The following is a 22183-nucleotide window of genomic DNA, read 5'->3' as shown; positions in this document are numbered from 1 at the left end:
GACTTCTTCCATTACTCAAAATATCATTTTTTACTTTCACAAATATATTGACATGACTATACTTTATAACTTATACATAGTTTTTGAAGTATTATAAATTCCTTAATCGTAAAAAATAGACATAGAAAAAATTTCTATGTCTATAAAAATGTTCTATCCAATTAAGTTCTTTAAATTAAATAATTTTAAAGATTTTGCACTTATATTAACTTCGAAACTTCTATAATTTGCAAATATATCTTCTATGTATTTTTTTAAGTTACTTTCTATATCTATTTCTTCAATAGTATTCTCATCTAAATCTAATTTTATATCATGCTCTATTTCACTTCTATTTACTATAATCATCATTTTTTCATCTTCTGTCTTTCTTATAAAAGCAAATACATCCGCATTTTTCGTGTCTATAAATGAAGTTTCTCCATATATTAATGCCTTGTACTTCTTTCTTATTGTAGTTAAATTCCTGTAATATTCAATCATATCTTCATCTTCTTTTTTCCACGGATATGTTCTTCTATTATCAGGGTCTGTATTACCACAAACACCTGCCTCATCGCCATAATATATGTATGGTATGCCCTCAAAAGTCATCTGAATTCCTACTGCTAATTTAACTAATTCTTTATCTTCATTTAATTCTGTTTTTATTCTTTTTACATCATGGCTTCCTATTAAATTTAAATTAGATTTAAAAGCTTCACTTGGATAATTTTCTTTTATTTGCATAAATCTATTCAATAGGTCAATTGATTTAATATCATTTTTTAAGAAATACACTATATTAGATCTGAATGGATATCCCATAACAGAATCTAATTGCTCTCCTAAAAGATATTCTCTTCTTTGGTCATAACTTATTTTATTAGATGCATCTTCCCATACTTCACCTATTAAAATAGTATCATCGGCTACATCTTTAAGTTCTTTTTTGAAATCTTTTATGAATTTTTCAGGTAATTCATCTGCTACATCTAATCTCCAACCTTTAACTCCCATTGACGTCCATTTTTTTAAGACACTATCATCATCTTTAATTATATAATCCATATAAGTTGGATCTAATTCATTTACATTTGGTAAAGATTTAACTCCCCACCAGCAATCATAATCATCTGGATAATTATTAAATTTGTACCATGAATTATATTTTGATTCTACTGATTGATATGCACCTAATTCACTATATCTATTGTATTTATTAAAGTATATGCTATCAGATCCTGTATGACTAAATACACCATCAAGAATTATATGTATACCTTTTTTTCTAGCTTTATCTAACAACTCCTTAAATATTTCTTCATCACCAAACATGGCATCAATTTTTTTATAGTCTCCTGTATCATATTTATGATTGCTTGATGCTTCAAATATAGGACTTAGATATATTATGCTAACACCTAATTTTTTTAAATAACCTAGTTTATCGATTATTCCTTTTAAATTTCCTCCGTAAAAATCCCATCTAACTATATTGCCTTCATTATCCTTTATATACATAGGATCATCATCCCAGTTAGCATATATGAAGCTATTTTTTTTAGGATTATTTACTTTTTTAGTTCTATTACCATTATTGAATCGATCTACAAATATATGATATAGAATACCTTCCTTATACCATTTTGGCACTTCATAGTCTTTATAAACTGTTATTTGATATTTATTTAGATCTTCATATGAATATTCACATGCCTCTCCACTTTCTATATTCTTACCATAATATTTTTTTTGAACTACTCCATCTAACTCAATCTCTACCTCAAAGTAATAAAAATAAACACCCACTTCATTGAATCCATTAAATTCGCCTTGATAATACTTTTTATTTTCTCTTATCAAACTTGTTTTTACTATTTCTACATTTTCCTTCATAATTACCCAGGAAATATTACTTATTTTATAATCTTCACTTACCCTAACTGATATCCTCATATCTTGGTTTAATGATAAGGCTCCAAAAGGAGCCTTATCTTCCCAAGAGTTATAGTTTATTACGTTCCCCATTAATCTCACACCCTTTAAACCAAATATCTCTTGCATAATCAGATATTGTTCTATCTGATGAAAATATCCCTGAATTCGCTATATTAATTAAGGATATTTTATTCCATTGTTCTTTATTTTTATATAGCTTATTAATTTTCCATTGAGCTTCAGTGTAATTTTCTAAATCTCTAAGTACAAAGTACTCATCATTATAGGTTATTAGTGAATCATATATAGCTCTACCTTCATTGTCCATATTAGGAATAAATCCATTAATAAGATCATCTACTACTCTTTTTATATATCGATTAGAATTATATAAATCTAATGCAGAATATCCACCATATTTGTTATAATGTAGTACTTGATGTGCTTTCAATCCAAATATTACAATATTATCATCTCCAACTTGCTCGTGTATTTCTACATTTGCTCCATCTAAAGTAGCTATAGTTATAGCTCCATTCATCATAAACTTCATATTACCAGTTCCTGATGCTTCTTTAGTTGTTGTCGATATCTGCTCACTTACTTCAGTTGCAGGTATTATCTTTTCAGCTAGAGAAACTCCATAATTTTCTACAAATACGACTTTTATTTTGTTTTTTATTCTTTCATCATTATTAATTTTAGTAGCTACAGAATTAATCAATTTTATTATACATTTAGCTAGATAATATCCTGGAGCTGCTTTCGCACCAAATATAAATGTTCTTGGTTCCATATTAAAATTAGGATTTTCCAATAATTCATGATATAAGTGAAGTATGTGAAGTACATTCAATAGTTGCCTTTTATATGCATGTAACCTCTTAATTTGAACATCATATATAGAATTTGGATTAATATCTATTCCATATTCTTTTTTTATAAAATCAGCAAAATTTTTCTTATTATCTAATTTTATTTCTGCTAATTTTTCTAGTACTTCTTTATTTTCTTTATATATTTCTAGATTTTTTAGATGACTAGTGTCTTTCTTCCACTCTTCACCTATTAGTTCTGTGATATAATCGCTAAGCTCTTCATTACAACTAATAAGCCATCTTCTATGTGCAATTCCATTAGTTTTGTTATTAAACTTTTTAGGTTCATCTAAATAAAAATCATTTAGAACTTCATTTTTCAATATTTCAGTATGAAGATATGCTACTCCATTTACACTATGACTCCCCACTATAGATAAATTAGCCATACTAATATTATTTTCATTAATAATACTCATTCTTTTTATTCTCTCATAATCACTATATTTATCTGTTAGATCCTTTAGATATCTTCTATTTATTTCTTCTATTATCATATATATTCTAGGTAATAGTTTCTTCATCATATCTATCGGCCATTTTTCCATAGCTTCTGCCATTATTGTGTGATTTGTATAAGATATTGTATTTTTTGTAATTTGCCAAGCTTCTTCCCAAGATAATCCTTCTTCATCTAATAGGATTCTCATAAGCTCTGGTATACATAATGTTGGATGTGTGTCATTTATATGAATCGCTACATTTTTTGGTAAGTCAATTATTTTAAGTTTGTTCTTCTTATACTTTCTAATTATGTCTTGTATTCCTGCACTTACTAAAAAATATTCTTGTTTTAATCTTAATAATCTCCCTGCATAATTTGAATCATTAGGATATAAAACTTGGGATATTTCTTCAGTGTAGTATTTATATTTTAGTGCATCTTCATAGCTTCCTGAATGATTTTTTGCATTTGCTGTTATAGGACCAAAGTCTCTATTTACAATTTCACTTTTAAATAATCTTAATGTGTTTATATAATTGTTTTTGTATCCGATTATAGGTATATCATATGGCATAGCCATAACAGGAATATAGTTTTTGTGTATCACTTTAAGTCTATTGTTATCATTAACTAAATAAACATCACCTTCAAATTTAACTACAGTTGCTTTATTTGGTCTAACAGTTTCCCATATATATGAACCTTGAGTAAGCCAGTTATCAGGTACTTCTACCTGATAACCATTTACAAACTTTTGCTCAAATAAACCATATTTATATCTAAGACCATACCCATGACCACTTATATTAAGAGATGCCATAGAATCTAGAAAACACGCAGCTAACCTACCTAATCCTCCATTACCTAAAGCAGGATCACATTCCTCTTCCATTAAGTTTTCTAACTTTATTCCCATTTCTTTCAATCCATCTCTTATTGTATCTTGTATATCTAGATTTAATAGGTTTGACTTTAATTGTCTTCCCATTAAGAATTCTATACTAAAATAATAAATTTCTTTTTCACAACCTAATCTGGTTCCAATCCACCTCTTAGATATAATATCTTTAATTACACTACATAAAACATTTAATAACTGTTCATTAGTAGCTCCTTCTATAGATTGTGCATATAGACTATACATTTTACTTTCAAAGCATTGTTTGAACTTTTTTTTACTTATTGTGATCATTAAATCGCTCCTTTAACTTAGCATTTCATGATACGTCTTTATATACTCCCTAGCTGATTTTTTCCAACTACTATCTGTATTCATAGCACTTATAACTAAATGTCTCCATTTACCTTTATCTTTGTAAAGTTCCATTGCTCTTTGAATGCAGTAAAGCATCTCATGAGCATTATAATTTTTGAAACTAAATCCATTCCCTCCTCCGGTAAATTTATTATAAGGATTAACTGTATCTTTAAGCCCACCAGTTTCTCTAACAATAGGAAGAGTTCCATATCTCATGGCTAACATTTGACCTATACCACATGGTTCAAATAAAGACGGCATTAAAAACATATCACTACTTGCATATATTTGTTGTGCAAGAGCACTATCAAAGGTAATATTTGCAGAAACTTTGTTAGGATAAATAGATGCATAATAATTAAACATAGATTGATATTGATGGTCTCCTGTCCCTAATATAACCATTTGGATATCTTCTCTCATTATTTCAGGCATAATATAAGATATTAAATCAAGCCCTTTTTGTGATACTAATCTTGATACAATCCCAACTAGTGGTATATCTGGATTTACTTCTAAGCCTAACATCTTTTGAAGATGAAGTTTATTTTCTATTTTTTTGTCTACAGTTGCTATGTCATAATTTATAAATATATCCTTATCTGTTTTAGGATTATTTAAATCATAATCAATTCCATTTAAAATTCCTTTTAGCTTATATGAATTAGCTCTTAATAATCCATCTAAACTTTCACCATAAAATTCAGTTTGTATTTCATTTGTATAGGTAGGACTGACTGTCGTAACTTTGTCACTATATACTATTCCTGACTTCATGAAGCTTACACCACCGTAATACTCTACATCACCATTTTCTAAGTATTTATATGGTAGATCTAAAATATCGCCTAATACATTATTAGAAAATACTCCTTGGTACTGTAAATTATGGATAGTATAAATAGTTTTTATATTTTTATATTTTTCTAATCCTCTATATTTTTCCTTTAATATCAATGGTATCATTCCCGTATGCCAATCATTCATGTTAATTATCTCTGGATAAAAATCAAGTATAGCTAAAGCTTCTAATACCGCATTACTAAAGAATGTATATCTTTCAACATCATCTCCATATCCATATAGATATGCGATTTCACCTTCTCTTTTAAAATAATACTCATTGTCTATAAAATAAAATTTAACTCCATCTAATTCCATTTCTAATAGTCCACAATATTGATTTCTCCATCCAACTTTTACATTAAATACTGCTACTTCTCTTAACTTTTCTTTTAAGTAATTTGGCATAGTCGAGTATTTAGGCAATATAACCCTAACATCAACACCTTCTTTTTTTAATTCTTTAGGTAATGCATAGGCTACATCTCCTAATCCTCCAGTCTTAGCAAATGGCCAACACTCTGATGTTACATAAAGTACTTTCACTAAAAATTTCCCCCTCTAATTAAATACTTATATTTTTTTCTACAACTATAGGATAGTTTTCATCTCCTCTTAATTCTTTTCCTTTTGCTAAGTTTATATTTTTATCAAATATTACATTTTCTAAATTACACTCTTCCCCTATAAATGAATTCTGCATAATTATACAGTTTTCAATATTAGTACCTTTCTTAATATGAACTTTCCTAAATATAATACTATTTTTAACATTGCCTTCTATAACACATCCACTTGCTATAAACGAATTTTCTACGTTTGCATCTTCCGTATATATAGTTGGAGACTCATTTTTTTCTTTAGTAAGTATTTTTCTTTCTGAATAAAGTAATTCTCTAGCAACATTAATATCTAATAATTCTTTACTTATTTCAAAGTAAGATTGAATAGACTTTATACATTTTAAGTATCCATCATACTTATATACTCCTACTTGTTTATATTTAACAGCTTCAATCAAAAAGTCTTCTAAGTATTGATAATCTCCTGTGTTTGTTAAATTATATATAGCCTCTATAAAATCAGTTCTTTTCATTATATACATTTCCATATATATATTTGCGTTGTTGAATGCACCTATATTGCTACCCATATTTATAACTTTACTATCTTCATCTAAATTTAATGTTAAATTACCTTTAAAGTCATTATTTGCATTATCTATATTCTTGTATATCATAGTTATATAGTTGTTTGATTTTTTATGATACTTTAATGCTTCTGTATAATCCATATTGCATACCATATAGCTAGGAGATACTAATATATATTCTTCTTCACTTTTCTTTATATAGTCTATGTTGCATAATATATTGTATATATCACCTTTTCTATAAGGATATATATTTTGAGATTCAGTATTTTCTGGACTAAATATTGATAATCCACCTTTTTTCCTACTCAAATCCCAATCTTTTCCACTCTCTATATGATCAGTTAAAGATCTATATTTTTCTTTAGCAAATATACCAACATTTGTTATACCAGAGTTAACCATATTTGAAAGAGCAAAATCTATAACCCTATATCTTCCTCCTATAGGAGTAGATGCTATCGGTCTTCCATAATTTAATTTGCTTATGTTTGGATTACCCTTTTTAGTTAAGTTTATAAGTCCCATACACTCATTTCTCATTATTACATCCCCCCTTGTAATACTAACTCAGCTTTTACAATTTCATATTCTGATACTACATTTATTTCATCATTATCGTTCTTTATAATTGCATTATCCTCTATTACTGCACCTTCACCTATCATTGCTTTTTGTATAATTACATTTTTTCCTATCTTTACATTAGGCATTATAACCGAATCTTTTATTTCACTACACGCTCCGACCTCTACACCATGAGATAGTACAGAATTTTCAACTTTACCTAGTATTATGCAGCCATCTGCAACTAATGAATTAGTAGTTTTGGCATCTTTACCAACATATTGAGGCGGCATAGCCATAGTATTTGTATATATCTTCCATTTAGGATCTTGTAAATCTAAAATATCTCTTGATTTTATAAGATCCATATTTGATTCCCATAAGCTCTGTATAGTACCTACATCTCTCCAATATCCTTTGAATGGGTATGCATACATCCCCACATTGTCTTCTAGCATTTTAGGTATTAAATCTTTACCAAAATCATCATAATTTAAATTTTCTTTTTGAGATTCTAAAAAGTAGCTTTTTAACATTTCCCAATCGAATATATAAACACCCATAGACGCTAAGTTGCTTTTAGGACTTTTTGGTTTTTCATCAAATTCATATATACTTCCATCTGTATTAGTATTCATTATTCCAAATCTAGATGCCTCATCCCATGGAACTTCTATTACAGCAATTGTTGCTTTAGCATTTTTTTCTTTATGATATTCTAGCATTTTACTGTAGTCCATTTTATATATATGGTCACCTGATAATATAAGTACATATTTAGGATTGTAACTATCTATAAAGTTCATATTTTGATTTATAGCATGTGCTGTACCCTTATACCAGTTACCTTCTTTTTCATTCATATAAGGTTGTAATATATACACTCCTCCATTTATTCTATCTAAATCCCAATGGCTCCCCATACCTATATGAGAATTTAGTATTAATGGTCTGTATTGCGTTAGCACACCTACTGTGTCTACCCCTGAATTTGAACAATTGCTCAATACAAAATCTATTATTCTATATTTACCACCAAATGATACTGCTGGTTTAGCTATTCTCTTTGTAAAAACCCCTAATCTTGAACCTTGGCCCCCTGCCAAAATCATTGATAACATTTCCTTTTTCACTAGATATCCCCCTTAAATCTTAGTTAATTTATATTTTTATAATTTTTCTTTATTTATATTTTTACTTTTCTTAGCTTTATTTTTCTTATTACTTATACTAGCTACAATTTCATTGTTTCCACCAATTAATATCTTCTCTGTTTTCTGAATTTCAATTTTATTTATTTTTTCTAAATTGTATTTACCTTTTATAAACGTAGCTCCTAATGGAGGTACTTTTATCTTTATATGATACTCCTTATTGTGCCACTTTTCTTTTTGAGCAACTAACTCTGCATTTCTCATGGTTTGATCCGAACCACCATAATTTTTATCATCAGTGTTAAATACTTCTTCATATACTCCAGGATAAGGAACTCCTATTTTATAATCATAGTGTACTAATGGTGTAAAGTTTATAACTGCTATTATAAAATCTTCTGTTTTCTTTCCTTTCCTCATTAAAACTATTACACTTTGCTCATTGTTGTGAGGATCTATAAAGTCAAAACCTTCATAACTATTATCAATTTCATATAATGCTTTTTCATTTTTATATAAACAATTAAGATCTTTTACATAATTTTTTATAGCCATATGAGGCTCTCTTTCTAATAGCTCCCATTCTAGTCCATATGCATATCTCCACTCTAATCCTTGTCCAAACTCGCTACCCATAAACAATAATTTTTTACCTGGATGTACCATGTAATAAGCATATAAAGTTCTTAGATTAGCAAATTTTTGCCAAGGATCACCTGGCATTTTATCTAGTAACGATTTTTTACCATGTACAACTTCATCATGAGATAATGGCAAAATATAATTTTCTGAGAATGCATACATAAAAGAAAATGTTATAAGTTCATGATGATATTTTTTATATATAGGATCCATCTCCATATATTTTAAAGTATCATTCATCCATCCCATATTCCATTTATATGTAAATCCTAAAGCCCCTGTATATGTTGGCCCAGTAACCATTGGCCATGCAGTTGATTCCTCTGCTATTATTAATGGATTTTTTACATTATCATAAATTACCTCATTGAACTTTTTAATAAATTCTATAGCTTCTAGATTTTCTCTACCACCATATTTATTAGGTTTCCACTCACCTATATCATAATCAAGATATAGCATACTCGATACTGCATCAACTCTTATACCATCGATATGAAATTCATTAAACCAATAAATAGCATTAGAAATTAAAAAACTATTTACTTCTGGTTTTCCTAAATCAAAGTGGGAAGTTCCCCACCCTATATTTTCTGATTTTAATGGATCTTTATATTCAAATTGAGGTGAACCATCAAACTTGTATAAGCCATGGTTATCTTTACAGAAGTGACTATATGCAAAATCTACTATTACACCAATATTATTTTCATGACACTTATCTACAAATACTTTAAATTCATTTGGTTTACCATGTCTACTTGTACTGCTATAATAGCCTACTGTCTGATACCCCCAAGATTCATCAAGTGGATGTTCGGTTATCGGTAAAACTTCTATGTGCGTATATCCTATTTCTTTAACATAATCAATCATTTCATACAATTCTTCGTATGAAAAAAAACCTCCATCCCACTTTCTTTTCCATGAACCTAAATGAGCTTCATATATATTTAATGGCATCTGATTAGGATTTGATTTTTGTTTTTTTAACTGCCAATTTTTATCTTTCCACTTGTAACTTTCTAGATTATATACTATAGATGCTGTATTTGGCCTTAATTCCGAAAAAAATGCATATGGATCGGATTTTAAACGACTTACGTTATCACATCCGACTACATTGTATTTATAAGAATCTCCTTCTTTTACTTCACTTAATGATATATTCCATACACCACTATTTCCTATATTAGTCATAGGGTGAGAGTTATTATTCCAATTATTAAAATCTCCTACTAAATATACTTCTTTCGCATTAGGTGCCCATACATTAAAAGAAAACATATTTTTTTCTTTTAATGTATGACACCCCATAAATTTATAGCTATCATATGATTCTCCAGATTTAAATTTTTCGATACTTTTTACTAGAGAATCATAATAAGTCATCTTCTTCTGATTCATACTATAAATTGCTCTCCCCCTCTCAATAATCCCCTGTATAGTATTTAATTATATATCAATATGTGTTATTATTCACAATCAATTTTTAGCAAAATTCAGTCAATTCACATCTTTTTTCACCATATTTGTATATTTTAATACAAATTTATATAAAATAAGCTATGAAATTTTGTATTAACTAAAATTCTCCTTATAAAGACAATTAAGTTTTGAAAACGTTACCCCTTCTGAAGCTTATGTTCCATGTTATTTCACTTTCTAATTGTTATTTTTTTAACTTTTGTTTGTAGTATTTTCTTTACCTAAAATGAAAAAAGACTACTTATAAAAATTATAATTTTTTATAAATAGTCTTTTTATTAATATTTATTTATCATCGCTTAATACTTCTTTTATTCCTTTGAAAGTTCCTAATAAATTTACAGCTTCTGATGGTAAAACTAATTTAGTCGCATTTCCTTGAGCAACTTTTTCTAAGGCTTCCATTGATTTTAAAGCTAACATATTTTCATCAACTTCTGATTCTTTCATAGCTAAGAATACTTCTCTAAGACCTTTAGCTGTAGCTTGCTGAACTCTTAATATAACTTCTGCTTCCCCTTCTGCTTTAGCTATTGCTATCTGTCTTATAGCTTCGGCCTCACCTTGTGATTTAAGTATAGAAGATTCTTTTTGTCCTTCAGCTTCACGAATCATAGCTTCTTTTTTTGCCTCGGCTCTTAATATTGCAGATTGTTTCTCACCTTCTGCTTGTAATATAGATGATGATTTATTACCTTCTGCTTGAAGTATAGATTCTCTTCTTTCCCTTTCAGCTCTCATTTGTTTTTCCATAGCTACTTGAATATCATGAGGAGGCATTATATTCTTTAACTCAACTCTGTTTACCTTTATACCCCATTTATCTGTAGCTTCATCTAATATTGATCTCATCTTAGTATTTATTACATCTCTAGATGTTAATGTTTCATCTAAATCAAGTTCTCCAATTAAGTTTCTTAATGTTGTTGCTGTTAAATTTTCTATAGCTGTAATAGGATCTGCTATTTCAAATACGTATCTTACAGGATCAGTTACTCTATAGTAAACAACTGTATCTATTTGCATAGTTACGTTATCTTTAGTTATAACTGGTTGAGGTGGAAAATCAACTACATTTTCTCTCAAGTCTATAACATAACTCATTTGATCAATAAATGGTACTAAAAAATGAACTCCAGTATCAGCTACCTTTCTAAACTTTCCAAGTCTCATTATTATACCTACTCTAGATTGTTTGATTACTTTTACACAAGATAATCCTATTATCACTGCTACTATTATAATTACTATTGGCAGTGCTAATCCTACGATTGATGATAATTCCATATTTTCTCCCCCTAATTTTTATTTTTTACTTACTATTAATTTTACACCTTCTATTTTTAATATTTCTACTTCTGTATTTTCTAATATTGCTTCATTATTTACAGATATAGCACTCCATTCTTCATTTTCAACTACAACTATTCCAGTTTCATTCGGAAGAATGTCTTTTCTTACAACACCGCTTTTCTTTACTATAGCTTGTAAATTAGTATCATATTGATGATTTTCATCTTTCTTTACTATAATTTTTGTTGCTACTATAAGTAATGTTACTGATATTATTCCAAATAATATTACTTGGATTAAAATACTTTTAATAAAAGTACTTAAGAATATTAATATCAAGGCACCTATACTAAACCAAATCAACGTCAAACTCGGTGTCATAGCTTCTGCTATTGCAAATATAATAGCTACTATTAGCCATAATAGCTTCATATAAATCCCCCTTTCCAATTATTGCTTATTTTCATTATACTATAAGGTTTTTTATATTAGTATTTTTGTAAACATTTGTTACTATAAAGACATATTTTTGTAACTATTAAAAAAACTACTTTAATAAATCTAAATAAAATAAATTTATTAAAGTAGTTTTTTAGTTACTTATTCTCTTCGTACAATGTTGATGTTAACTTTGGATTTAGTAATAATTCATCAAAATAGCTATGTGCAGAAGTATAACCTATGCCATATCGATGATCTTTATTATTTTTTAATTGATATTCTTTACATGCATTTTTTATTTTATTATATTCTTTATCATTAATTACTACATACGTAGTTTTTTTATTCGGATCCACTTTTTCAGCATATTTAGGTTTTAAAAAGTACATTACATCCTTTAACTTACCTTCTTCATATAGTTTATGTATGACTTTTCCATTTTGCCTATGCATAGGATGGTTATCTAATTTATAGCAATGCGATACATGTGTCACGCTTACAAATTTCTTTTCAAAATTTAAAGCTACTTTTTCCATAAGGTCAAAATGAGTACCTTCATGATTATCAATATCCGCTAGTATTATTATATTTTTTTCTTTTATACCTAGATGTTTTAATGCTGCTTTGAATTCTACGTTTCTTAATGCTTCTTTTTCTTTTCTAGTTAAATCTTTATACTTATGGTTATTAAAAACATTTACACCAGACCCATCTGATACTAATACCACATAGACATTATCTTTTCCACACTGTTTAATGGCTTCAACTATTGCACTACCACCCCATAAAACTTCATCATCTTGATGTTGTGGATAAAATACAACATGTTCTTTAAAACTTCTTTGATTCTCACCTTTAATTAAATCTTCTTTAGTTGATTTTTTAACTACTGTATCCATCAATCCAAGTACTATCAATAAAAAAACAATACCATAGATTAATTTATTTTTTTTTATCATAGATGTCCACTTCCTTATTTAAAGATTTAATATTTTTTGGATTTAAAAAGATTGTTTATATTTATATAATTATTAACATTTTATGAATTGGTTACATTTATTATTATTAATCAAATATATAAAATTTATTAATAACATAGAATTTAAGCATAAAAAAAGCACTTAATATCAATAAGTGCTTTTAATAATTATTTGTTTTTATGATCTATTATAGTTTTAGTTGTATCTACATCTTTTGCTATACATCTTTGGCTATTTATTCTTTCTGATACTAACATCTCTGCTACTATACCTTTTAGCTCTTTTATCAATGTATTTATATCTGTTTTATTTACTTCTTCTTTTTTATTGTCATGATCTATTATAGTCTTAGTTGTATCTATATCTTTTGCTATACATCTTTGACTATTTATTCTTTCTGATACTAACATTGTATTAACTAGTTGCTTAGCTTCTTCTGCTAATTTATTTATTTCTTCTTTAGTAAACTCTGTTTTGTTTTCCTTATGATCTACTATAGTCTTAGTTGTATCTACATCTTTTGCTATGCATCTTTGACTATTTATTCTTTCTGATACTAACATTTCGTTAGCCATTCCTTTTAAGTCTTGAGTTAATTTACCTATTTCCATTCCAATTTTATTTAAATCGTCTTGGCTAAACTCTTCACTTTCATTTTTGTGATCAATTATAGTTTTAGTTGTATCTACATCTTTTGCTATACATCTTTGACTATTCATTCTTTCTGATACTAGCATTACATTTAATAAACCAGCTAGTTCATCCTTTAAATTTTCTAAAACTACACTTACTTTTTTCATATGTATCACCTCGTTGTTAAATTTTATGTCAATTCATTATATATTACACTAGAAAAATTTGTAAACAATTTATTTATATATATTTAAATATATGGGCTATATGCTATATTTATGGTGTTATTTTCATTATTTTTTGTTATAGTAGCATCTACTTCATAAACATTTTTTATTAACTCTTTTGTTAATATTTCATTTGGTTTTCCATACGCTACAATTTCGCCATCTTTTAATACATAAATTTTATCACAATACATTGCTGCTATGTTTAAGTCATGTATTGCCGCTATTACCTCTATATTTAACTGCTTTACTATATTCATTAATTGTAGCTGATACTTTATGTCTAAATGATTAGTTGGTTCATCTAATATTAAACATTCCGTTTGTTGAGCTAAAGCTCTAGCTAATATAATCCTTTGTTGTTCTCCTCCTGATAGAGTTGTAAAACTTCTTTTTTTAAAATCTTCCATATTAACTTTTTCCAAAGCTTTGTCTACAATTTCATAATCCTTTAAGCTATCTCTCTCCATCATTTTTTTATGAGGTGCTCTTCCCATAAGTACAATATCCTCAACACTAAAATCAAAGTTATAATGATTATGTTGTGATACTACGCTAATTTTTTTAGCAGTTTCTTTTACAGTTAATTTATTTATATCAATTTTATCTAAATTAATAACTCCACTTGTAGGCTTTAAGTTCCTATATATACATTTTAGAAAAGTTGATTTTCCGCTTCCATTAGGCCCTATTATTCCAATAAATTCTTTTTTATTTACATCTATATCTATACCCTTTAATATATGCTTATTACCAATTTTTACATAAATATTTTCAGTTTTTATATTCATTAGTTTTTGCCTCCAAATCCATACGTCTTTTTAACCATTAACCAAATAAAACATGGTGCCCCTATCATTGATATTAATATTCCTATAGGTATCTCCGTTCCTTTTATAATAGTTCTAGATAGTACGTCTGCCCATATTAAAAATATAGCTCCTAATATAGCTCCTATTGGTATTATCTTTTTATGATCTGTTCCAAAAATCATTCTTACCATGTGTGGTATTACTAAACCAACAAATCCAATCATACCTGATGCATATACTAATGTACCTATCATTAAAGAGGTTACTATTAAATATAAATGTCTATATTTATGTAAATCTGTACCTAATGTTATTGAGACTTCATCTCCTAGTAACATTAAATTTAAAGTTCTATATTGTGTTATGAAAAATACGGTTCCTAATAAAATAGTAGGTAATATGAATTGTATTTCGTTCCAATCAGCTCCTGCTAAGCTTCCCATTAGCCAAAACGTTATGCTTTGCATTCCCTCAGCATTATTTGCAAAATATACAATAAAACTAGAAAATGCACTACAAACAGAGCTCAATGCCATTCCAGCCAAAAGAAGTTTTATTGAATTTGACCTTCCACCTATATTAGATATTAATAATACAAGCATAGATATAATAAATGCACCTATAAATCCACAAACACCTATTGCATTTGTTCCAAATATACTACCGACTCCAAACATAACTGCAACTGTCGCACCTAAAGATGCGCCTGATGATACACCTAATATATAAGGGTCTGCCAATGGGTTTTTAACTATAGCTTGCATTACTATTCCTACAACTGATAGTCCGATTCCTACCCCTATAGATAAAATAATTCTTGGTAATCTAATCAACCATACAACATCATTTACCGCTGGATCTATAACTATATTTAGATTAAATAATTTATTAAATATAATCTCATAGACTTCTTTTATACTTATATCTACAGATCCTATAGTAACAGATACCCCTATAGATAAAAGTAGAATTGCTATTAGTACTAATGATGTAATAATATAAATCGGCATTGATTGTATTATGCTTTTCTTCTCACATTGTATATGTATCTCTTTCTCCATTTCTAATCTCCTAGTCACTAAATTATCGCATTACATATAGATTAGTATAAGGATACTCCGCAAAGTTTTTCATATATTTTTTATTAAATATCATGTAATATCACCCTTTATACCGAAGAGTATCGATATTTTTAATATTATAAAAGTATCCTGACTTATAGATCATCACTTCAACTTACCTTCCCAGAATATATATCCAGTGGATTTTATAGTTTCAGCTTCCTAATTACAGTAGCGGCACTGTGTGGAAATTTCATCCATCTTCCTTTTTTAATATTATCCATATAGTAATTTAATTACTTAAGTATAATTATATTGTAAATATGCATATATAGCCATATTTATACATAATTTTATAAATTCTTTTTATATTATCTTTAAATATGTAAATAAATATCTTTTTAATTTAAATAAAAAAAATAGTGATTATAATTAACATGTATATTATAATCACTATTTTTTATACTATATTTAACCTATTATTAAATAATCGAATTTCACTTTGTGATAAATATACATAATGATCTTTATATACTTCTATCCATTCTGGCTCTTCTTTAGAGTAATCATGTATTGATTGACTATACTTAATCTTTTGTCTAGACTTTGTTTTTCTAGGGTCTGGTATTGGTATTGATGATAATAACGACTTTGTATATGGGTGTATAGGATTACTATATAACTCATTTGCTGTAGCTAACTCTACTAATTTGCCATTATACATTACACCGATTCTGTCACTTATATGTTTAATCATGGATAAATCATGAGCTATGAATAGGCAAGTTGAACTTGTTTCTTTTTTTAATTTTTTAAATAAATTTACTATCTGAGCTTGAATAGAAACATCAAGAGATGCAATTGGTTCATCTGCTATTATAAATTCTGGATCTATACAAATTGCTCTAGCTATTTGTATTCTTTGTCGCTGACCACCTGAAAATTCACTTGGATATTTATTTATACTACTTTCATCTAATCCTACTAATTGTAAAACCTGTTTTACTTTTTCATGTCTTTGTTCTTTATTTTTATAAATTTTTTGTATTTTTAATGGCTCTGCTATTATATCACCAACTTTCATTCTTGGATTTAAAGCTGATGAAGAATCTTGAAATATTATTTGCATATTTTTATTTATAATTTTTTTTTCTTTTTTATATACTTTTCTGTCAGTAATACATTTATCTCTATATATTATCTTGCCGTTAGTTGGTTTATAAATATTCATTATACACCTTCCTATAGTAGATTTTCCTGATCCTGATTCCCCTACCAATCCAAAAATTTCACCTTTATAAATATCAAATGATATATCATCTACAGCCCTTATCATATTTTTTTTATCCAGCTTAAAATATTGTTTTAAATTTTTTATCTGTAAGATTTTCTCCTTATTCATTGCTAACCCTCTTTTCTGATTTATTAAATCTACTTTTATTAAATTCAGGTGCTTTTTCGTGAAGTAACCAAGTTGCAGCACTATGTTTTTCACTTATTTTAAACATAGGTGGCTCTTCAAAATAATCAATTTTTAAAGCATTCTCATTTCTACAAGCAAATGCATCTCCTTTAGGAGGATTTATCAAATCTGGAGGCATACCAGGTATGCTGTATAAAAAATCCACGTCATTTTTAATATCAGGTAATGAGTTTAAAAGTCCTCTTGTATAAGGATGTTTCGCATTATAAAATATATCTTCCGCCGTTCCTACTTCAACTATCTTTCCTGCATACATAACAGCTACTCTATCTGCAATTTCAGCTACTACTCCTAAATCATGTGTTATAAATATGATAGAAATACCTGTTTTATCCTGTAAGCTTTTAATTAACTCAATTATTTGTGATTGAATAGTAACATCTAATGCAGTTGTTGGTTCATCAGCTATAAGTATCTTTGGATTACATGCTAGGGCTATTGCTATTACTATCCTTTGTCTCATTCCTCCTGAAAAATGATGGGGATATTGCTTGTATCTACTCTTAGCATTATCTATACCAACTAATTCAATTAACTCTATTGCTTTTTTCTTCGCTTCTAATTTACTTATTTTATTATGTACTAGTACTGACTCCTGAATTTGTTTTCCTACAGAAATTGTTGGATTAAGCGATGTCATAGGATCTTGAAATATCATACTTACTTCTTTGCCTCTAATACTATTCATTTCTTTTTGACTTTTATCAACTATATTATAATTATTTAAAGATATTTTTCCTTTTTTTATAAAACCATTTTTAGGTAATATTCTCATTATAGTTTTACATAAAACTGATTTTCCACATCCTGATTCACCTACTATTGCCAATGTTTCTCCTCTTTTAAGTTTTAACTCTATATTCCTTACAGCTTCAACTTCTCCATCTTCTGTATTAAAACTAACTTCTAAGTTTTTTATTTCCAATATATTATTCATAATAATCTACCCCTATACTATTTAAAGCTTAAGGAGCCTATAGCTCCTTAAGCTATTTAAAATAACTATTCTATTGTCCAGTCAGCTATGTTCCAGAATATTCCTACACCATGATGTCCTAAAGTAGTTTCATGAGTTATACCTTTTACATTGCTTTTTCCAACATATATAGCATCTATATATGATATAAATGTATACGGCATATCTTTAACCATTTCTTCTTGGAATTCCTTATAGTATTTCATTCTTTCATTATTATCATCTGTTTCTCTTGCTTTTTGAAGTAATTCATCAATATTCTTATTAGAGTACATATTAAAATTAGAACCTTTGTCTGTTCCAAATACTTTATATGTATGATCATCCGGATCAAATGGGCTACCCCATCCAATTAAATAACTGTCTTGATTTTCCCAATCAATTTCAGACTTAACTGATACCTTAGCGTCAACACCTACTTGCTTTAATTGTTGTGAACAAATATTAGCCATGTCTATCCTTACTTGATCGCCTTCGCTACACACTATCTCAAAAGATAATTTTGTCCCATTTTTCTCATATATACCTTTTGAATCTAGCTTCCATCCATTTTTCTCTAACTCTTGTTTCGTTTTATCTGGATTATAATCAAATTTTTCTATATCTGGATTATTATATGGTCCAGCTTGTAATGGAGAATATGCAATCTGACCATGTCCAAGTAATACACTATCTAATATTGCTTTTCTATCTATTGCATAGCTTAATGCATTTGGTAATTCTCTATTTTCTTTAAATAAAGGAGCATTAAAATTATACATTATACCTCTATAATCTGAAGTTTTCATGATATTTACATTAAAATCTTTATTTCCCTCAAATATAGCCATGTCTTTAGGTGTAACTTGTGCCAAGTCTAATTCTCCAGATTTAAGCTGCATTGCCTTAGCTTTTGCATCTACTACAATCTTAAATACTACTTTATCTAGTCCAGGCTCTTTTTCAAAATAATTTTCATTTTTAACTAATGTTATACTTTGACCCTTATCCCATTTATCTAATTTAAAAGGACCTGTTCCTATAGGACTTTGATTGTATGGATCTGTTGTTATATCCTTACCTTCTAGTACATGTTTTGGTAACATTCCAATTGTTAGATAATCAAGCATCGCTACATTCGGTGCTTTTAAAGTTATCTTTACAGTTGACTCATCTGCAACTTCTATCTTAGTTATATCTTCATAATTTGATGCTATTTCAGAAGCATTTTTAGGATTCATTATTGTTTCCAATGTAAATTTAACATCTTCTGCTGTGAAATTTTTTCCATCGTGCCATTTTACATCATTTCTTAATTTAAAAGTATATGTATTAGTACTTTTATCAAATTCCCAACTTTCTGCTAAGCATGGAACTACTTTATTATTTTTATCATGGGCAGTAAGGCCATTAAATATTAATGAGTTTATTTCTCCATGTTCATATAATGCTGGGTTTATACTTGTATAATCACCACTTCCGTAAACTAAAACATTTTTATCTGATGATTTTGATTTATCGTCAGATTGTTTTGTTGAATCATCTTTAGATGCTGAACATCCTGCCATTAAACTCAAAATCATTACTAAACTCATAATTTTCAACTTCTTCAGTTTCATAATTATCCCCCTCGTTTATAGTCATAATAATTTATTTCAAATACTAATTTTAGTATTTGTTCTATTTTCTATAGATTACTTAATTTTTTATTATTTATTTTTCTTATGTAATTTCCTATATTTGTTATACAAACCAATGTTGTTACTAAAAATATTCCAGGTATTAATATTACCCACCATTGATTGGTCAATAATGATTGTTCTGCTAACGATAACATGCTGCCCCATGATATAATTTCTATTGGAAGTCCTATTCCAAAAAAACTAAGTGTAGATTCAGTTCCTATAGCTGTTCCTATATTTGTTACTACCATAAACATTATTGATGATATAAAGTTTGGAACTAGATGTTGATAGATTATATAAGTATATCTACCACCCATAGTTTTGGCTGCCAATATATATTCACTATTTCTAATCTGTCTTACTTCACTTCTTACTACCTTAGCTATGTTCATCCAACTAGTAATTCCTATTACTATTGAAATAGATATAGGTGTAGATCTACCAAGTATAGCTTGAACAAATATTATTACTAATATAGATGGTATACTTAAAATAATTTCTGTAAATCTCATCATAATATCATCTATCAATTCTGATGAGATACCACTTATACTTCCATATGAAATCCCTATAAATGTTGAAATCATAGTTGATAGTATCCCTATAAATAAAGATATCTTTCCTCCATACCATATCATTGAAAATATATCTCTTCCCATAGAATCTGTTCCAAAGTAAAATTCTTTATTTGGAGATAAGTTTGAATTTATTAAGTCCATATACTTTGGATCATGATTCATTATCTGTTTATTAAAAAAACAACATAAAACTATTAAAGTTAGAATTCCAATAGATATATATGGGATATTCTTATTTTTTTTAATATTTTTTTTAACATTTTCTTGGTTAATATAGTTTGTACCTACTACTTCAAAATCACTACATTGCAATTTCACTATTTTCACCCCTATTATGTTTCATTCTAGGATCGATTTTATTATTTATAATCTGAGCCACCATATTTGAAACTACTACTAAAATACCTGTTATTAAACTTAATATTAAAAGCATATTATAATCATGGTACTTTGCACTTTCAAAACAAAGTGACCCTAGTCCAGGATATGAAAATACTTGTTCTACAATATATGTACCTCCTAATATATGAGGTACTGAAATTGCCATTATACTTATGTATGTAGGCATTATATTCCTTAGACAGTGTTTATATATTATTGATTTCTCATGTAATCCTTTAGCTTTGCAAAGCAAGACATAATCTTCTCTAACTTCATCCAATAATTTATTTCTTATCATATATGTGTAATACCAAAGATGACTTAATATCAAAACAGTTATAGGCAAAATTAAATGTGTTATTCTATTATATATATCGTTTTCTTTACCCATTGAATACGCTCCACTAGTTGGTAGTATTCCTAAATTAATACTAAAAATTAATATTAATACTAGTGATACCCAAAATGATGGTATACAATTAGTTATAGTTCCAAGCTTACATATAAATCTATCTATTATCTTATCCTCGTGTAATGCGCAAAATATACCTAAAATCAATGCTAACACAAAAGTGAAGATATATCCTAGGCCACCTAAAATCAATGTATTTATATATGCATCCTTTATTACTGTTATTACTGGTTGCTTATATTTAAATGAAATTCCAAAATCACCTTTGGAACAGTTAGATACCCATTTACCATATTGAATGTATATAGGTTCATTTAAGCCTAACTTATCTAATGCATTTTCTCTTTCATGTATACTCATTCTTTCAACAGTTTCTCCGTAATATGATTTTAATGGATCACCAGGAGCTAATCTTGACATATAAAATACAACTATAGATAGTAAAAACATTACACCTACTAGTTGAATTAGCTTTTTTAGTACATTCCCTCCCAAATCAACACCCCTTCTTATAAAAAAAGCCACAAAAGCATACACCTATAGTGTAAAACCTTCATGGCTTTAATTTCAGAATTATTTAACATTTATTTACATGATAATTTTAGCACTACTTTTTTTAAAAGTAAACAAATTTTTTATCTAAATTTGACTTTAATTGTTTAATTTAAATATCTCTTTTATTTTTTCTAAATACTCATTTCATTATCTAAATTTTTACATTTATAAAATAACCTCTCTTAATATTACATTTGTATGTTTTAAAATTAAATAAATAAACACATCTTATTTAATAAAAATTAATATATATAAAAAAATAAATAGTTTGCACGAAAACTATTGACTTTTAATATACTTTATATTATAGTAGTTCGCATAGAAACTATTTTAGGAGAT

General features: G+C 27.7%; 17 protein-coding genes and 1 riboswitch. All 17 genes read right to left on the bottom strand.

From position 1 onward, the window contains the following. Positions 1-153: 153 nt before the first annotated feature. The 17 genes from NWE74_RS14390 to NWE74_RS14310 all read right to left on the bottom strand — a co-directional run bounded on the left by NWE74_RS14390 (position 154) and on the right by NWE74_RS14310 (position 21814). Positions 154-2010 carry a glycoside hydrolase family 13 protein gene (locus NWE74_RS14390; protein ID WP_258243680.1) on the bottom strand — a complete coding sequence of 619 codons (1857 nt, stop codon included), beginning with the start codon at positions 2008-2010 and terminating at the stop codon, positions 154-156. Continuing rightward, positions 1988-4435, bottom strand: coding sequence for a glycogen/starch/alpha-glucan phosphorylase (locus NWE74_RS14385; RefSeq protein WP_258243679.1), 2448 nt, complete (start codon positions 4433-4435; stop codon positions 1988-1990). The genes NWE74_RS14390 and NWE74_RS14385 overlap by 23 nt, the downstream gene beginning before the upstream one ends. A gap of 12 nt (positions 4436-4447) precedes the next feature. Continuing rightward, the gene (gene glgA, locus NWE74_RS14380) at positions 4448-5890 is read right to left on the bottom strand and encodes a glycogen synthase GlgA (RefSeq protein ID WP_258243678.1); all 1443 of its coding nucleotides are present in this window, start codon (positions 5888-5890) and stop codon (positions 4448-4450) included. 19 nt (positions 5891-5909) lie between these two features. Continuing rightward, positions 5910-7040 carry a glucose-1-phosphate adenylyltransferase subunit GlgD gene (gene glgD, locus NWE74_RS14375; RefSeq protein ID WP_258243677.1) on the bottom strand — a complete coding sequence of 377 codons (1131 nt, stop codon included), beginning with the start codon at positions 7038-7040 and terminating at the stop codon, positions 5910-5912. 2 nt (positions 7041-7042) lie between these two features. After that, on the bottom strand, positions 7043-8197 hold the full coding sequence (locus tag NWE74_RS14370; RefSeq protein ID WP_309137289.1) for a glucose-1-phosphate adenylyltransferase: 1155 nt from the start codon (positions 8195-8197) through the stop codon (positions 7043-7045). 36 nt (positions 8198-8233) lie between these two features. Next, on the bottom strand, positions 8234-10267 hold the full coding sequence (gene glgB, locus NWE74_RS14365) for a 1,4-alpha-glucan branching protein GlgB (RefSeq protein WP_258243676.1): 2034 nt from the start codon (positions 10265-10267) through the stop codon (positions 8234-8236). 366 nt (positions 10268-10633) lie between these two features. Then, positions 10634-11635, bottom strand: coding sequence for an SPFH domain-containing protein (locus NWE74_RS14360; RefSeq protein ID WP_258243675.1), 1002 nt, complete (start codon positions 11633-11635; stop codon positions 10634-10636). A gap of 18 nt (positions 11636-11653) precedes the next feature. Further along, positions 11654-12073, bottom strand: coding sequence for an NfeD family protein (locus tag NWE74_RS14355; protein ID WP_258243674.1), 420 nt, complete (start codon positions 12071-12073; stop codon positions 11654-11656). 164 nt (positions 12074-12237) lie between these two features. Beyond that, positions 12238-13041 (bottom strand): PIG-L family deacetylase, encoded by an 804-nt coding sequence (locus NWE74_RS14350; protein ID WP_258243673.1) that lies wholly within the window; start codon positions 13039-13041, stop codon positions 12238-12240. A gap of 188 nt (positions 13042-13229) precedes the next feature. Then, complete coding sequence (locus tag NWE74_RS14345; protein WP_258243672.1) at positions 13230-13862, bottom strand: hypothetical protein; 633 nt, start codon at positions 13860-13862, stop codon at positions 13230-13232. Between the two features lie 83 nt (positions 13863-13945). Beyond that, positions 13946-14713: an ABC transporter ATP-binding protein gene (locus NWE74_RS14340; protein ID WP_258243671.1), complete on the bottom strand. Its 768-nt coding sequence runs from the start codon at positions 14711-14713 to the stop codon at positions 13946-13948. Next, positions 14713-15795, bottom strand: a complete 1083-nt coding sequence (locus NWE74_RS14335) for a FecCD family ABC transporter permease (protein WP_258243670.1) — start codon at positions 15793-15795, stop codon at positions 14713-14715. Before NWE74_RS14335 ends, NWE74_RS14340 begins: the two co-directional genes overlap by 1 nt. Before the next feature lie 143 nt (positions 15796-15938). Then, a riboswitch (cobalamin riboswitch) is annotated at positions 15939-16086 on the bottom strand. A 169-nt stretch (positions 16087-16255) separates the two neighbouring features. After that, the gene (locus tag NWE74_RS14330; protein ID WP_258243669.1) at positions 16256-17197 is read right to left on the bottom strand and encodes an ATP-binding cassette domain-containing protein; all 942 of its coding nucleotides are present in this window, start codon (positions 17195-17197) and stop codon (positions 16256-16258) included. Then, a complete protein-coding gene (locus tag NWE74_RS14325) occupies positions 17190-18215 on the bottom strand; it encodes an ABC transporter ATP-binding protein (RefSeq protein WP_258243668.1) in 1026 nt (341 codons plus the stop codon). Before NWE74_RS14325 ends, NWE74_RS14330 begins: the two co-directional genes overlap by 8 nt. A gap of 65 nt (positions 18216-18280) precedes the next feature. After that, positions 18281-19852: an ABC transporter substrate-binding protein gene (locus NWE74_RS14320; protein ID WP_258243667.1), complete on the bottom strand. Its 1572-nt coding sequence runs from the start codon at positions 19850-19852 to the stop codon at positions 18281-18283. Positions 19853-19920: 68 nt separating this feature from the next. Further along, a complete protein-coding gene (locus tag NWE74_RS14315; protein WP_258243666.1) occupies positions 19921-20814 on the bottom strand; it encodes an ABC transporter permease in 894 nt (297 codons plus the stop codon). Continuing rightward, positions 20798-21814 (bottom strand): ABC transporter permease, encoded by a 1017-nt coding sequence (locus tag NWE74_RS14310; RefSeq protein ID WP_330666390.1) that lies wholly within the window; start codon positions 21812-21814, stop codon positions 20798-20800. The genes NWE74_RS14315 and NWE74_RS14310 overlap by 17 nt, the downstream gene beginning before the upstream one ends. Positions 21815-22183: the final 369 nt, after the last annotated feature.

Origin of the sequence: Romboutsia lituseburensis, from assembly GCF_024723825.1 — a bacterium.
Classification (GTDB): Bacteria; Bacillota; Clostridia; order Peptostreptococcales; family Peptostreptococcaceae; genus Romboutsia_F; species Romboutsia_F lituseburensis_A.
The sequence above is the reverse complement of the archived record's forward strand: the minus strand, read 5'-3'. Positions and strand labels throughout refer to the sequence as shown.

Excerpts from the sequence above, each read along its gene's own strand:
- NWE74_RS14390 (WP_258243680.1), bottom strand. The coding sequence starts at position 2,010 with ATGGGGAACGTAATAAACTATAACTCTTGGGAAGATAAGGCTCCTTTT.
- NWE74_RS14385 (WP_258243679.1), bottom strand. The coding sequence starts at position 4,435 with ATGATCACAATAAGTAAAAAAAAGTTCAAACAATGCTTTGAAAGTAAA.
- glgD (WP_258243677.1), bottom strand. The coding sequence starts at position 7,040 with ATGAGAAATGAGTGTATGGGACTTATAAACTTAACTAAAAAGGGTAAT.
- glgB (WP_258243676.1), bottom strand. The coding sequence starts at position 10,267 with ATGAATCAGAAGAAGATGACTTATTATGATTCTCTAGTAAAAAGTATC.
- NWE74_RS14360 (WP_258243675.1), bottom strand. The coding sequence starts at position 11,635 with ATGGAATTATCATCAATCGTAGGATTAGCACTGCCAATAGTAATTATA.
- NWE74_RS14355 (WP_258243674.1), bottom strand. The coding sequence starts at position 12,073 with ATGAAGCTATTATGGCTAATAGTAGCTATTATATTTGCAATAGCAGAA.
- NWE74_RS14350 (WP_258243673.1), bottom strand. The coding sequence starts at position 13,041 with ATGATAAAAAAAAATAAATTAATCTATGGTATTGTTTTTTTATTGATA.
- NWE74_RS14345 (WP_258243672.1), bottom strand. The coding sequence starts at position 13,862 with ATGAAAAAAGTAAGTGTAGTTTTAGAAAATTTAAAGGATGAACTAGCT.
- NWE74_RS14340 (WP_258243671.1), bottom strand. The coding sequence starts at position 14,713 with ATGAATATAAAAACTGAAAATATTTATGTAAAAATTGGTAATAAGCAT.
- NWE74_RS14335 (WP_258243670.1), bottom strand. The coding sequence starts at position 15,795 with ATGGAGAAAGAGATACATATACAATGTGAGAAGAAAAGCATAATACAA.
- NWE74_RS14330 (WP_258243669.1), bottom strand. The coding sequence starts at position 17,197 with ATGAATAAGGAGAAAATCTTACAGATAAAAAATTTAAAACAATATTTT.
- NWE74_RS14325 (WP_258243668.1), bottom strand. The coding sequence starts at position 18,215 with ATGAATAATATATTGGAAATAAAAAACTTAGAAGTTAGTTTTAATACA.
- NWE74_RS14320 (WP_258243667.1), bottom strand. The coding sequence starts at position 19,852 with ATGAAACTGAAGAAGTTGAAAATTATGAGTTTAGTAATGATTTTGAGT.